Genomic DNA, 15,265 nt, shown 5'->3' on the forward strand with positions numbered 1-15,265 from the left:
CAGTTTAGCAGATTTCACGAGCCACTAATGGCTTATCGACTACGTAAAATAAGATTTAACCCCAGCACGATCATCGCTGCCCCCAATACGCGGTCTATCCAATGCTCAAAACGCTGAAATCTTTTATGAATCGCAGGAATAGAGAGCAACATTACCACTGTGCTGAACCACGCCATTTGCAATACCATCATCCACACGCCATAAATCGCCAACTGCCAAAGCGGTATATCGGGTGACAGCACCAGCGTAAATATCGCCACGAAATACACGGGCGCTTTTGGGTTAAAGACATTACAAAAAAAGCCACGGCGCAGAATGCCAATCGTTGAGTCAGTACTTTTTGTATGGCTAGATGGTTTTTTGGTAGGAAGGGTTTCTACTTTCTCTGCTGGTGTCACGTCAACGGCTATATTTTTTGTATTGGCTAAATCTGATGGCTTTTTGGGTTTGGCTTGAATACCTTGCCACCCTAGATACATCAGATAACCACCACCCAGCCATTTAATAGCGGTCAATAGCGGCTGTGAATGAGCGATGACGGTCGCCAGTCCCAGCACTGAATAGATAATGTGTATGCCCAAACCAAAGGTAATACCAAGACTACAAATCAAACCAGTGCGACGACCTTTTGACAAGGTTTGCTGCGATACCAAGACAAAATCAGGGCCAGGTGAAGCGGCTGCCAGCAAGTGAACGCCTGTGATAAGCAAAAATCCATGCCAAAATTCCATAAGACCGTGATTCCGTTGTGCCAAGAGATGAGTAATGGTTGTGCCAAGAGATGAGTAATGAATGAAGCGACGCCATAAAACTCAATAATAGTTACACTTATACTCGATAAGGTCAACTGATAATGAAAGGCGCGTTTATTAATGATAAGCCTAGCACATCGATGCGTTACTGCTTGTGTTCTATAGCGAGGGTGTCTATATTAAAGTACGTTATTAAAACTATGTTTGTAACAGCTGACTCTATCACCCTTCTATAACAACACTGGTTTCGACAAGGATCAAGTCATGACTAAAGAAAGCAATCAACGTACAGACAATCGCATCACTTATGAGACTCAAGGGCATATCTGCCTCATCGGCTTAAATCGTGCGGACAAGCGCAATGCGTTTGACAGCCATATGATTGACCAATTGTCCGATGCGCTCACTCATTATGACAATGATGACCATCTGCGCTGCGCCCTGATATTCGCTCATGGTGAGCATTTCACCGCGGGTCTTGATCTAATGGAGCTACAAGACAAATGGGATAAAGGCGCGTTTGAGTTCGATTATGATCAAATCGATCCGTGGGGCATTAGTGGTAAATTACGTAGCAAACCCATCGTCGTCGCCGTACAAGGCACATGCTTTACCGCGGGGATTGAGCTGATGCTCAATAGTGACGTGGTCATCGCCAGTGATAACTGCAACTTTGCACAAATGGAGGTGTTGCGCGGTATCATGCCGTTTGGCGGGGCGACGGTACGGTTTGTCGCGGCGGCTGGCTGGCAAAAAGCCATGCCGTATCTACTCACAGGCAAAGCATTTGACGCGCAAACGGCAGATCGGCTTAATCTGGTCAGTGAAGTCGTCGAAAATGGCACCGAATACGAGCGCGCGCTTACGATTGCCAAAGAGATTTGCCAAGCAGCACCGCTTGGTGTGCAAGGTCTGTTATCGTCCGCACAAGATGTGAGCCGTAGTGGCACTGGCGCGGCATTGGCCAATATTCATAGCTATCTACCAGATTTGTTTTATTCAGAAGATGCCCGCGAGGGTGCGATGGCGATGGTAGAGAGACGCGCAGCTGAGTTTAAGGGGAAGTAGCGCGATCATCGCTTTTGATATACAAAGCTAAGATTCTAAGATGGAACGACTTTATTACTATATTAAAAAAGCCAAAAGAGCTAATAACCACTTATGACTGATCATGTTTATTTACTATTATTTTTGCTATTTATGGCTGTGATGCTTGTGTTATCAGTGGTTATGTCTTTAAAGTCTATCAATAAAGAAGGGGGCATGTCCGATGTATTGAGTGAAAAACTACTGCGCTGGCTGCCTTTTGATTTTATGGAAGAGCGCTTTAATATTGATAGACTGAAATATGTTGGCTTACGGCAAGTCTTTAAATATGGCATACGAGAAGATTATTTTTATATCAATATCGCCAAAAAGAAGCACTTTGCAAGGCTGAACGATTATATTGCCGTCAGAAAAAAAATCGGTTTTTATGAAAGAAAATGGAACTTTGGCCTTTGGGTGATGCCTGTCGTGCTGATGGTTTGCATCCCGTTGCTGCCACTACAGGACGGTGTGGATAAGTATGTCATGCTAGTGCCATTAGCATTGCTGTTCTTTTCGATTCATAAGTTAAGAGCTATGCCTTATAAGGATGAGTTCCTCGCTGTCCAAAAGAGGATATTGCAGCAGATATATAACGCGGTGTTTGATGACAATCGCTTTGATAGCATTGAGTTAGCAATCAAATTAAGGAAAGTAAATAAGGTAAAAGTCTTATCCAATTATTATAACTTAGAAGAAATTGTCGATCAGATGAATGCAAAGAGTATTAAGTAGTATTGTCGTTGATAGTCGATTGGGCGAGAGGCTTTGTTCATAAGATGCGAAACAAGATGTGATGGCGATAGTTGAGAAACATGCGCCTGATTTTAAGGGGCGTTAGTTTTACAAAGTATGTTAGAAAAACAATTTGTTTATAGGAATGAAATATGCAGCGGATAGTTATTAAAAATGATGATTATAATTCTGAGGGGCAAGTAACTAAGGATGAATGGTTAAAGATATTATCTGATGATAATTTCATGACTAATAATTATAAATATGCGCTGAGTATTTTCTTCTTAGAGCCAGAGCATAAAGCAACCTGTAAATTTTTGTCTAATAAGTACCATACATCTCCTTCTTCACTCAGCGGGTTTATCACTGGGTTTAGTAGAGCTGTTCAAGAGCGGTTGAATAGGTTTGAAATAATTACCGAAAAGGGCGATAAAACTTATTGGCTAGTTACAATGCTTGGCAATAAGGTGGCTGGTAACTTATTTGAGTGGAAACTACGCGATGAGTTGGTTGAAGCGATACAAGAACTAGAGTATATCGATGCTAGCGCAATAATAATCGATGGTATCGGCCACTTAGTCAGTCTTATAAATAGAGATGTTGGTGATTTCAAAACAAACTTTCTCATAGCGAGAAAAGAGTTGGTAGGTAATCAAAAAATTACTAACTCAAAATTATTGTTTAAATACGATAGTGAAGATCGAGAGTGGGCAATTAATGAAGGGGCAGGCACAGAAGTTCAATATCATATTTATTTATCAGACAATAAAGTTGGTTATGGTTTGGGTTTTAATACTCTTTACGTCAGATTCAAGGACGATAAGACACCAATAGAATATATTAAGCCTTATATGAATGCTTTTATTGCTTTGCAAGACAGTGACGAGATTGGAAAGCTTGCAGATAGAGATTTTGCTTGGAGTACGGATGATACCGATTTTCAAAACCCTATTGAGGATGAGCATTACTTATTTGGTCGAATCATAGAATTAGATAATGAGAAAAAGCTGTCCTTAATAGATTACTACAGCATCATTAATGACCTAAAAGGCGACTTATTTGACGCCTACAAGAAAGTTTTTAAGCTTGCCAATGACTTAACTATGAATGAAAAACCTTCTGAACAACATGTCCAGCAACCGATTACTGATCCCTTAATGCAAGAGATAAGTGAGTTGTTACTCGCTAATAAAAATATTATATTAACAGGCGCACCGGGTACTGGCAAAACCTATTTAGCTAAAGTTTTGGCTGAAGCGTGGGGTGCCGAATATAAACTTATTCAGTTTCACCCGTCGTATGACTATACTGATTTTGTTGAAGGATTAAGACCTATTCAAAGCAAAGACGGAGAAGTAGGTTTTGAGCTACGTGATGGTAGTTTCAAAAAATTCTGTAAAGAAGCGCTTAAATATCAAAATAATCAAAAACTTAGCAATTTTAATGAAGTATACCAGAAGTTTACTGATGACGTTGCTGAGGAGGTTTTGGAACTACAAACACCAGTACATAGTAAGCCTTTTAAAATTAACGTCAATCCAAATGGTAATATAGTCGCCAAAGCCGATACCGAAGCGCAGACACCTATGACGCTAAGTAAGGAAAAAATACAAACTTATTTTGAAACAGGTAACACGCTCAGTTGGAAGCCTTATTTAATCTCAGTTTGCAATTATATCAAAGAAAATTACGATATAAGAATGGCCAATACAGGCGATAAAAACAAGAAGTTTATTCTTATCTTAGATGAGATTAACCGTGCTGAAATCTCCAAAGTATTAGGTGAGATTTTCTTTTCTATTGATCCTGGTTATCGAGGGGAAAGTGGTAGAGTCACTACCCAATATGCTAATTTACAAACCGAAGAAGATGTGTTTAAAGAGGGTTTTTACATCCCAGATAACGTCTATATCATCGGTACGATGAATGACATTGACCGCAGTGTGGAATCCTTTGATTTTGCTATGCGCCGCCGTTTTGCATGGAAAGAAATCAAATCAGAAGACCGACTATCCATGTGGGAAGGTCAGATTGATGATTGGGCAGATGAAGCCAAACAACGCTTAATTGCCTTAAACGAAGCTATTGGATCTATACAAGGTTTGAGTACCGCTTATCATGTTGGTCCAGCTTATTTCTTAAATCTCGCTAACTATGACGGTGATTTTAACAAACTGTGGATGTATCATTTACAGTCGCTGCTTTTTGAATATCTGCGTGGTTATCCTGATGCTGAGCAACAGCTCAAAGATTTAAAAGACGCTTATAATCTAGAATCAAGGTCTGATGATGTTCGTAACGACGGATAACACTTCGCTGGCTTTAGACTCTAATGCGCCAAACGTTAACAAAGCTGTAGCTGATTTATCATTACTCGCCAATCAAAGCATTGGCAAGTTAATACAAACACATCCTGATTTATTGATATTCCCTGAGTGTTTCAAAGATAACAAAGATGATATCGCCAGCAACCCTATTTTTGAGTTAAGTATTCAAAACTCTAAGACAGTTTTAGAGACAGGGAATATCATGGGTTTCATTGGCGTGCAAAGTACACAGTTGAAAATCCAATCCCGTTTTGCTCAGGCTTCTTTTGTTGATAAGGGTGACCAAATCGATCAAGGTGAGGGCAGTGAAGAAGATTACTTCTTACACTATATGCTGCAAAAGGTTTTATGCATTAACCTGTTTGATTTAAAACACAGTCGCAACCAAACCAATGGGTTTGATTTTTTGGTGTACTTGTTCCCTTACTTTTTAAAAAAATCATTATCTCAAGGCTTGTATAAGGAGTATCAAAAGAAAGCTTATAACGATAGCAATCTTAAAGGTGCTATAGATATCAAAAAGCATCTGCAACGAAACTTACCATTTCGAGGTAGCGTCGCCTATCGTGTGCGAGAGCACAGCTTTGATAATCCGATAACCCAGCTCATCCGCCATACCATTGAGCTTATCAAACAAAAACCTAATCTAAGAGACGTCTTACATAGCGACAGCGAAACCCTTGCTTTCGTCAATTTGATTGTCCAGCACACTCCGTCTTATCATGCACGAGACAGGCATACTATTATCCATACCAACCGTAAGCCATTTGTTCATCCCTACTTTACAGAATACAGTGGCCTGCAAAAAATCTGCCTACAAATTCTGCGTCATAAAGGTCTTAAATACGCCAAAAACGACGACAAAGCTCACGGTATTTTGTTCGATGGAGCGTGGCTATGGGAGGAATATCTCAATACGTTATTGTGTCCCATCGGCTATAAACACCCCACTAATAATAATCGAAAAGGTGGCATCACTGTCTATGCGCAGAAGTTTTTGGGTAATAATGTGCGGCGTTATCCTGACTTTGTGAAAGACAATCGTATTATTTTGGACGCCAAATATAAGCGTATGAAAGGCAATCACATTAACCGTGACGACCTAAACCAAGTTCTTTCTTATTTGTTTTTATATCAAGCGGATATTGGTGGCTATATTGCCCCTACAGAAGACAGTAATTTAGCGTTAAATATGGGTTTGCTTAATGGTTTCGGTGGTAGTATTCACAAATTCAAACTAGCAATTCCGCAACAGGCAGCAAGTTACCAAGAATTCAAAAATGCTATTGCTGAGAATGAAGCGAATCTGATTACGGCTATTAAAAACTTGTCTTTTGAGCAAAATAATAATGAACCACTTGTGACTATCTAAAGTCTGCAATCTTCTAATGGTCGCTTTGAGGTGCATTTCAGCTTTAGCAGTAGAGGCTATTAACCAAAAAATCTACACCTCACCCAAATCTTCTAAATCCACATACTCTTTTTTGCCATGAATGTTATACATCTTTCGATCAATATCTGGATAAAGTGTAATATCAATCGGTGGTCGGCTACCGCCCATCAGATAGGTAGCATCAGCATCGCTATCATTACGCATCGAATGCGGCGCGCCATGCGCAGCGAAACCCACAAAGTCGCCAGCAGTTAATTGATACTGCTCATCGCCATAACGAAGCGACAACTCACCTGACAGCATATAAATGAACTCGTCTGACTCCTCATGATAGTGATGCGTCGTCGTCTCATCGCCTGATTCTATCCGCACAAGGTGCAAGCCAACCTTCGTCAGACCGACGATGTCACTTAACGAGACCGTATGGCGAATGGCATTTTTATTAAATTGATGGACGTGTTTGACCTCGGTGGTATTGGCGATATCAGACTTCGTTAGGACGTAAGCGTGCGTATCGGTAGGCGGCTTTTGCTCTGCTGTGGTCATCCTCTATCTCCATGATTTGTATTTTAATTTTATAACAATATTATCAGGTTTTATGAAGGACAAAGAAGACGTCATTTCGCTAATACCGTAGCGAATCTGTACAACAACAGATAACCGCCATAAAGCGATTGGTGATGATGCCATTCATGTTGTACTCTAAGGCATTGTTTTTTAAATGAAGGAGAATGCTGGTGCAATACAACTTTGATGAGGTCATCGATAGGCGTGGTACAGGATCGGTCAAGTGGCACTATAGCGATGAGACGATTCCGTTATGGGTGGCAGATATGGACTTTAAGGCCGCCCAGCCGATCTTAAACGCGATTGAACAAGTCACGCAGCATGGCATATTGGGTTATACCAAACCCACTGAAGATTTGTATAAAGCGATTATTGGCTGGCATGGCAGTCGTTATGATTTGCTGTTGGATAAAGAAAATATCTTGTTTTCGCCGGGTGTTGTGCCAAGTTTGGCGCTGATGATGAATGTGTTTACCAAAGTAGGCGAGGCAGTACTGGTCAATGATCCTATTTATGCACCATTTATGACTAAGGTTGAGCAAAATGGTCGCAAGCTTGTGACCTCGGCATTAACAGAAGTCGAGGGCAAATATCGTTTGGATTTGGCTGATATCGAAGCCAAGATCGCCCAGCATGACGTGACGCTTTACTTATTGTGTAATCCGCACAATCCGGGCGGGCGCGTGTGGACGAGCGATGAGCTTGAGGCGGTTCTTACTTTGTGTAAAAAATACAATGTGGCGATTGTCAGTGATGAGATTCATCAAGATTTGACCTTGAGTGGTCACACGTTCACGCCTTTATTAACGCTAGCAACAGGATATGAGCACAACGTGGTGAGCCTGACCTCGATGACTAAAACCTTTAACATCGCTGGTATCAAAGGCTCGATGATATTTGCAAAAGATGAGGTATTAATCAAAGAAATCAGCCAGCAGCAAGGGCTAAATGATGAGTACGAGCTGAATCTATTTGCTTACACTGTGATGCAAAGTGCGTATGAGCAAGGCGATGCGTGGTTGACGCAGGCGCTTGCTTATATCGAAGCCAATATTGATTTAACCGTCCATTTTTTAGCGGAGCAGCTACCCAAAATTAAAGTCATGCGTCCAGAAGCGTCCTATTTAATTTGGCTTGATTGTTCAGCGTATGGACAAGACGATCAAGTGCTTTATGATATCTTGAGAGCGGCTAAAGTTGAGCTGAATGCGGGGATTAAATACGGTGAAGAAGGGCATCTTAAAATGCGCCTGAACGTGGCTTGCCCTAAGTCGGTACTAATAGAAGGGTTGAATCGTATTAACACAGCTTTTAGCACTATATAAAAGCCTTTATAAGGAGAATGGAATTTTTTGGTTAACTGCTTCTGTGCTCGCTTAGAGACTTGATTAATTCTTTACTCATAGTTTTTGTCATAGTTAGATATCAAAAAACCCTGCGATGGCAGGGTTTTTATTTGGCTTAATAAAATTAATGATATCTACTACGCCTTGTCTTTATAGACAGATGGATGAAGTCGATATCTATAAATGGCTTACTTAGCTGACTTATAATAGTCAACGAGCATCGTACCTAACGTGCCATTGTCATCAATCGTTACGATTCTGACGGTGCCTGATTGAGATGCGGTACTAGATTGAACTTGACCCGCATTACCCAAGACGACCTGATTTTTACTAGCAGCCTTTGCACCATTACCGATAGCGATGCTGTTCAAACCGCCTGCAACGGCAATATTACCAACCGCAATAGAAGATTCACCCTGTGCCATTGCCGCTTCACCCACTGCGGTCGCGCGCATGCCACTGGCGTTGGCTAAATGACCAAAAGCTTGGGCACGTTCAGCGGTCGCTTTTGATTGCCAACCGATAGAAGTTGAACCTAGACCAGCGGCGTTTGCTTCACCACCAACGGCGGTAGCAGAGTTCATACCAGCATTGGCTTTATTGCCGACAGCGACGGTATCATTGGTGCCGCCAGCCATTGCCGCTTCACCCACGGCGGTCGCGCGTACGCCACTGGCATCGGCCAAATGACCAAATGCTTGCGCACGTTCAGCGGTCGCTTTTGATTGCCAGCCGATGGAGGTTGAACCTAGACCAGCGGCGTTTGCTTGACCACCGACAGCAGTGGCTGAATTCATACCAGCGTTCGCCATATTACCGATAGCAACGGTGTCGTTGGTGCCGCTAGATTTTGCGGCATTGCCGCAGGCGAGAGCCATTTTGACATTGCTGGTCGCACCTGAGATAGTAGTGGTATTGGCATCATTAAGTTGACATTCAGCTGCCATCACAGCGGTGGTGCTTAGAGAAGCGGCGGCAATAGCTAACGTTAGAGTGGTGATTTTCAGTGCTGCGCCCGATGATAATTCCATTTTCATAATGCTTTATCCTTTTTTAAAGTCTTAAAGACTTCTTAGTTGATTTAGATTAATGGTTAAAAACTGCCTGCCATAAACGGAGCCTTATAAATTGTGTGCAACTTACAACGCTCCGTTCAATGAAGCCGTTTTTTATTAACGGTGTTTTGAGTAAAGTCAGTCATATCTACCGCATCTTGCCTATATAGACTTATGGATGAAGTAGATATCTATGAGCTAACTAACAAGCGAGTTACTTACTAAGCGAATTACTTACCAAGCGAAGGTAACACCGCCGCGCGCACCTACTTTGCCACTATCAGTACCATAGCCCGCACCAGCTGAAATCGTCACGCTGTCACTTGCTCGTCCAGCAAAAGAAGCGCTCACAGCAGTGCTGTTATTGTAATAACCCGTGCCAAATCCCATCGCGTATCTTTTGCCTGAAGGAATGACTGGGGTTTCCATAGATAAAGCCATTGCGATACCGTCTTCCGCTTCATCTAAGCGGTCTTCTTGACGATCGTACCGGCTACGTAAGTCGTTAAACTGTCTTGATGTCGCTAGCGAATCGACACTGACACTCGTACCTAGCGTGCCATTGGCGTCGGTCGTGACGATATTAGTACCGCCTGATTGTGAAGCGGTACTGGCTTGGAGTTGACCAGTATTACCCAAGACGACTTGGTTATCATTTGACGCATTTGCGCCATTACCAATAGCGATGCTGTTTGAACCGCCAGCAGCTGATTGGTTACCCAAAGCCATAGAACCTGCACCTTGTGCGACTGCTGCTTCGCCGACTGCAGTAGAGCGTACGCCAGTGGCTTTGGCTAAATGACCGAACGCCTGAGCACGTTCCGCCGTTGCCGCCGATTGCCAACCGATAGATGTTGAGCCTAAACCCGCTGCATTTGCTTGACCACCAACAGCGGTGGCTGAGTTCATGCCAGCGTTGGCTTGATTACCAATGGCAACCGTATCATTGGTGCCGCCAGCAACTGATTCGTTACCTAGAGCTACTGACTTTTCGCCTTGTGCGACTGCTGCTTCACCGACTGCAGTAGAGCGTACACCAGTGGCTGAGGCCAAATGACCAAATGCTTGAGCACGTTCCGCCGTTGCCGCCGATTGCCAACCAATGGCTGTAGTACCTGCGCCAGTTGCAACTGATTCGCCACCAAGTGCTGTGGTTGAATTTCCTTGAGCGCTCGCACCTGCACCGATAGCAACAGCGTCATCGCCATTCGCATTTGAGCCTACGCCGTCTTCAAGCAGTACACCATCCGCGTTTCGGTCGTTGTTACCGCCAATTGCGATTGCACCATTGCCTGTAGCAGTTGCATCTTCACCGACAGCAACTGATTGAATGCCAATGGCAGAAGTCTGGTGACCCAATGCTGTTGAGCGATTTCCTTGAGTGACAGCTTGCCAACCGATAGCCGTTGCGCCCGCGCCACTTGCATCTGACTCGCCACCGACCGCTGTGGTTGAATTACCAGTCGCATTGGCTTGATCACCAAGTGCTAGTGCATCAACACCTGTGGCAGTAGATAGATTACCAATGGCTGTTGAGTTGGCACTGAGTGCTCGAGAATCTTCACCAATTGCTAAAGACAAAGCGCCATTTGCGGTGGCTTGATGCCCAAAAGCTTGCGCCTGTGCACCAGTGGCACTTGACTGCCAACCGATAGCTGTTGCGCCTGCGCCACTGGCAATAGATTCGCCGCCGATCGCCGTTGTCGAGTTACCCAAAGCCTGAGCGCCAGCACGCGAGCCATTTTCAGCTACCCCGCCGCCAAGCGCTACAGCGTCGATTCCGTCAGCTTGTGAGTTAGCACCAATTGAGACAGTATTTTCATCAGAGGCAAAGGCGGTGTTGCCTACCGCTACAGCATTAACCGCTGATGCAAATGAATTTTGACCAACTGCGGTGGCATTGTCAGCAAAGGCGCTAGTGTTCGGACCACAAGCCAAGGCGTCTGTGCCAATGCTGCTTGCACCTAAGGTAGTTGCATTACCATTTAAATCATTGAGTTGACATTCAGCTGCCATTAGGGTGGAAGTACTTAAAGAGGCGGCGGCTACTGCTACGGTAAGGGTACTGAGCTTAAGCGCTGAGCGCGATGATAATTCCATTTTCATCATTTCTATCCTTTTTTAAAAAGCCGTTAGGGCTTCATAATTGATTTGGTTGGATGTTGACAGAGACCATAGCGCTTTCAGTATCGAGGCATTCTGATATGAACAACCTAACAGTTGACCGCCTCTTTGAGCGCTCTTGATTGACGTATGATAATAGTGCTTAGTCACTCAATCAGAGGAGCGGTGCTAGATTGGCCTAAATGCTGTCCTGCAGTTATAAAGCCAATCTAATGTGAAACATCAAGAGGTAGCAACTATCATCACTCGAATATTTTGCGTGTGAAGTAACGGCATATTCGCAGCTGATATAGTTGGTATTCACTCTAATACTGTACATGTTTCTGTAACAAAGTTCGACTATTAATCACCTACTGATTTAAAAAAAACACAGTTAAATCAACGATCGAGAGAATTAATTTGTAAGCAAAGGTTTCAATATGAGATTTTTAGACAAGAAATATCATCAAGAAAGGTCACGCGATTGAAGCGTAGATTTCTTGATTTTTACTCTAGTGAAGGGTGTGATAACAGTAAACGAAGGGCTGGTATATAGCCTTTACTGTGAGCTTAAATTGGCTCTACCAAATAAATATCGAATACCAAACTTAATAAGCAGCTACCATATTCCGCTGTGACGCTATTTCATAAAAGTAGTGGACTAATAATTGCTAATCCGCTTAAAGATTACCTTAAAACCGATAGATGAGGAATACCGTTTGTCAACAATATTTAACCGTCTATACCTAAATGTGAACCAATAGAAGATAATTAAGTCCTTAATTTACGGTATAAGTAAATATTCACGAATAATCATCACGCTAACCGCCATCACCTCGCCTAAACTTGTTAAAATAGGGCACCAATTTATCTATTGATGGATATCGATTTATGACTATTGCTTCTGCCACTCCCGCAATCAAAGAAGACCGCATCTTAATTCTCGATTTTGGCTCGCAGTACAGCCAGCTAATCGCCCGCCGTGTGCGCGATTCTGGGGTGTTTTGTGAGATGTTCCCTTATGATATCGACACCCAGCGCATCATCGATTTTGGCGCAAAAGGCGTCATCTTGTCGGGCGGCCCTGAAAGCGTACATGCAGAAAACAGCCCGCGCATTAACGAGGCGGTGTTTGAGCTTGGCGTACCGGTATTAGGTATTTGCTACGGTATGCAAGCAATGGCAGAGCGCTTCGGTGGTAAAGTTCACGCCAGCGACATCCATGAATTTGGCGCCGCGACCATTAATATCGATGGCAAGTCTACACTGACCACTGGCATCGAAGACGCTGCTGGTAAGCTGAATGTGTGGATGAGTCATGGTGATAAAGTGATTGATGCGCCGCAAGGTTTTGATATCGTTGCTAGTACGTCAAGCTGTCCGATTGCAATTATGGCAGATGATACGCGCCATTATTACGGTCTCCAGTTCCATCCAGAAGTGACTCATACCGCACAAGGTCAGGCGTTGCTTGGACGTTTTGTCCATGATATTTGTGACTGCGCTGGCAGCTGGACGCCTGACAATATTATCGACATGCGTATTGAACAATTGCAAAAGCAAATCGGTGACAAGCAAGTCTTGCTCGGTTTATCTGGCGGTGTGGACAGCTCAGTCGTCGCGGCTCTCTTGCATAAAGCCATTGGCGATCAGCTGACTTGCGTGTTCGTTGATACTGGTCTTTTGCGTTTGCATGAAGGCGATCAAGTGATGCAGATATTTGCAGAAAACATGGGCGTCAAAGTCATTCGCGTCGATGCCGAAGAGTTGTTTTTGACCGCACTGGCTGGCGAGTCTGATCCTGAAGCCAAACGCAAAATCATCGGTAAAACCTTTATCGATGTCTTCGCCAATAGTGCGCGTGAAGTCAGCGAGCAAAGCGATGGTAAAGTCATAGAATTCTTAGCGCAAGGCACCATCTATCCAGACGTCATCGAATCAGCGAAGTCGCATCAAGGCAAAGCGCATGTGATTAAGAGCCATCATAACGTTGGCGGTTTGCCAGATGATTTGGCGTTTGAATTGGTTGAGCCGCTACGTGATTTGTTTAAAGATGAAGTGCGTAAACTCGGTATTACCCTTGGCTTGCCTGCCAAGATGATCAACCGTCATCCGTTCCCAGGACCGGGTTTGGGCGTGCGTATCCTTGGCGAAGTGACCAAAGAGTTTGCCGATATCCTGCGTTCTGCTGATGCGATCTTTATGGAAGAGCTGGAAAAATCAGGCTGGTATGACAAGACCGCACAAGCGTTTGCGGTATTCCAACCAATCAAATCGGTCGGCGTGGTCGGTGATGGTCGCCGCTATGCGTGGGTAATTGCGCTACGTGCCGTTGAAACCGTGGACTTCATGACCGCGCGCTTTGCGCATCTACCGTATGATTTGATTGAGACGGTATCAAATCGCATCATGAATGAAATCGCGGAAGTATCGCGCGTGACTTATGATGTGTCGAGTAAGCCACCAGCGACGATTGAATGGGAGTAGTATCAAACTAAAAATCTGATTAGCGTTGTCAAACTCGTTCAGCCTACTTAATGTAGTGCTATCACTCGTTTTCCTCGCTACTCAAATTTTTCGAATTGATATACAACTTATCGTAAATAAAAAAAACACTCAACTTGGTTGGGTGTTTTTTTGTTTAAATATTTAAAACTAAATTTTAGTTGATTAAGCTTTCTATAGCCCTTAAATATAGACTATATATGAAATGCTCATGAATCGGCTGATAAAGGAAGTGAATAAGAATGGATAAAAATATTGAGAGAATACTCCAATCGCCAATGATGAAACTAGCTAATGAAAATCAGGCGCGATTAGATTCGCTTTCTTTAGCCAGTGAATCTACAGATAAGCTTTCAAAAATAGCGCAAGATTTAGACCCTGCAAAAAGGTGGGCTGGACGTATAGCGACTCAAGATTTGTTGTCTCAATTTTCTCAAGATTTTCCCCAAAGTAATTTAGGTGTAGATAAGTCTATAGCAAGAATAATAAAAAGTTTAGCTGAATCAAATTCTATAAATAAATCGTTATTTGAATCAATAAAACTTGATACGGCTCTTATAGATGCGTTTGAAGCAACTCACTTAGGTTTAAAACCTGCAACGCAGTTCATATTGCCAAAAGGCTTTACTTCTAAAAATCAAATAGGTGACTTGAGTAGCATAATATCTGAAGCGACAGAGATTTTTAAACAGCATAAGGAATTTACGCAATATTCGTCATTTGAGATACTGTCAAATCTCAATAAAGATTTTTTTAGAGAGATTTTAAAGACTAATCTAACTCCAGCTGATATAGAGGAGTTTTCTGAAAGCTCAATAGCTGAAATTGACGCTGAGCTAAGTGATGAAATAAAGTTAGAAAAAGATTTTAGTTCGTATTCAGAGAAAGCTAAAAAGATTTTATATTTCTTCTGCACCTTCATTCTATTACCGTATCTTATTGGTATAGCTAGTAGTTTAAGCGTCAATTATATTCAACAGTTCCAAGAAGTATCAAAAACTTTAGAGACTTCGAGAGAAGTGAAGTCTTTTACTAGATCATCTCATCTCGTAGTTGATCGACAAGCTTTAAAAGGCTATCGAGTCACAACAGTAAATACTTTAAAATTTCGTGATAATTTCGGCATGGATTCAACAATAATGGATACTATACCTATTGGCACTATAATGAGAGTCATAGATAAGTCTAATAAAACGTGGTTGTTAGTTGAAGTGGAAGTTGGTGGTGAGTTAGAACAAGGTTGGGTTCTAAGGCGTTATACGACTTATTTTAAATAAATTAGTTATAGACAAAACTATTTCTAAAACTCATATTGTGAACGCAAATGAACGCAAATGAACGCAAATGAACGCAAATGAACGCAAATGAACGCAAATGAACGCAAATGAACGCAAAT

Annotated in this window: 11 protein-coding genes; 7 read left to right on the forward strand and 4 right to left on the reverse strand. The window is 42.7% G+C overall.

The annotated features are described in order from the left end of the window. Nucleotides 1-32: 32 nt before the first annotated feature. Nucleotides 33-731, reverse strand: coding sequence for a LysE family translocator (locus JMX48_RS12775; protein WP_201538405.1), 699 nt, complete (start codon nucleotides 729-731; stop codon nucleotides 33-35). Nucleotides 732-1,016: 285 nt separating this feature from the next. Between JMX48_RS12775 and JMX48_RS12780 the strand changes: the two genes are divergently transcribed. The 4 genes from JMX48_RS12780 to JMX48_RS12795 all read left to right on the forward strand — a co-directional run bounded on the left by JMX48_RS12780 (nucleotide 1,017) and on the right by JMX48_RS12795 (nucleotide 6,272). Beyond that, the gene (locus tag JMX48_RS12780) at nucleotides 1,017-1,820 is read left to right on the forward strand and encodes a crotonase/enoyl-CoA hydratase family protein (RefSeq protein WP_201538407.1); all 804 of its coding nucleotides are present in this window, start codon (nucleotides 1,017-1,019) and stop codon (nucleotides 1,818-1,820) included. A gap of 147 nt (nucleotides 1,821-1,967) precedes the next feature. Continuing rightward, a complete protein-coding gene (locus tag JMX48_RS12785; protein WP_201538409.1) occupies nucleotides 1,968-2,573 on the forward strand; it encodes a hypothetical protein in 606 nt (201 codons plus the stop codon). Nucleotides 2,574-2,725: 152 nt separating this feature from the next. Then, the gene (locus tag JMX48_RS12790) at nucleotides 2,726-4,882 is read left to right on the forward strand and encodes an McrB family protein (RefSeq protein WP_201538411.1); all 2,157 of its coding nucleotides are present in this window, start codon (nucleotides 2,726-2,728) and stop codon (nucleotides 4,880-4,882) included. Continuing rightward, the gene (locus tag JMX48_RS12795) at nucleotides 4,863-6,272 is read left to right on the forward strand and encodes an McrC family protein (protein ID WP_201538413.1); all 1,410 of its coding nucleotides are present in this window, start codon (nucleotides 4,863-4,865) and stop codon (nucleotides 6,270-6,272) included. The genes JMX48_RS12790 and JMX48_RS12795 overlap by 20 nt, the downstream gene beginning before the upstream one ends. Nucleotides 6,273-6,344: 72 nt before the next feature. Here JMX48_RS12795 and JMX48_RS12800 read toward each other — a convergent pair whose 3' ends face one another. Further along, nucleotides 6,345-6,839 carry a cupin domain-containing protein gene (locus JMX48_RS12800; protein ID WP_201538415.1) on the reverse strand — a complete coding sequence of 165 codons (495 nt, stop codon included), beginning with the start codon at nucleotides 6,837-6,839 and terminating at the stop codon, nucleotides 6,345-6,347. A gap of 185 nt (nucleotides 6,840-7,024) precedes the next feature. On the opposite strand from JMX48_RS12800, the gene JMX48_RS12805 reads away from it, so the two are divergent. Next, nucleotides 7,025-8,185: a MalY/PatB family protein gene (locus JMX48_RS12805; RefSeq protein WP_201538417.1), complete on the forward strand. Its 1,161-nt coding sequence runs from the start codon at nucleotides 7,025-7,027 to the stop codon at nucleotides 8,183-8,185. Nucleotides 8,186-8,394: 209 nt separating this feature from the next. Here JMX48_RS12805 and JMX48_RS12810 read toward each other — a convergent pair whose 3' ends face one another. Continuing rightward, the gene (locus JMX48_RS12810) at nucleotides 8,395-9,243 is read right to left on the reverse strand and encodes a hypothetical protein (protein WP_227688018.1); all 849 of its coding nucleotides are present in this window, start codon (nucleotides 9,241-9,243) and stop codon (nucleotides 8,395-8,397) included. 252 nt (nucleotides 9,244-9,495) lie between these two features. Beyond that, nucleotides 9,496-11,367, reverse strand: coding sequence for a YadA-like family protein (locus JMX48_RS12815; RefSeq protein ID WP_201538419.1), 1,872 nt, complete (start codon nucleotides 11,365-11,367; stop codon nucleotides 9,496-9,498). A gap of 888 nt (nucleotides 11,368-12,255) precedes the next feature. Between JMX48_RS12815 and guaA the strand changes: the two genes are divergently transcribed. Both guaA and JMX48_RS12825 read left to right on the forward strand, forming a co-directional pair. After that, nucleotides 12,256-13,851, forward strand: a complete 1,596-nt coding sequence (guaA, locus tag JMX48_RS12820) for a glutamine-hydrolyzing GMP synthase (RefSeq protein WP_201538421.1) — start codon at nucleotides 12,256-12,258, stop codon at nucleotides 13,849-13,851. Nucleotides 13,852-14,111: 260 nt separating this feature from the next. After that, the gene (locus JMX48_RS12825) at nucleotides 14,112-15,146 is read left to right on the forward strand and encodes an SH3 domain-containing protein (protein ID WP_201538423.1); all 1,035 of its coding nucleotides are present in this window, start codon (nucleotides 14,112-14,114) and stop codon (nucleotides 15,144-15,146) included. Nucleotides 15,147-15,265: the final 119 nt, after the last annotated feature.

It is taken from the genome of Psychrobacter immobilis (assembly GCF_904846225.1).
GTDB classification, from domain to species: Bacteria; Pseudomonadota; Gammaproteobacteria; order Pseudomonadales; family Moraxellaceae; genus Psychrobacter; species Psychrobacter immobilis_F.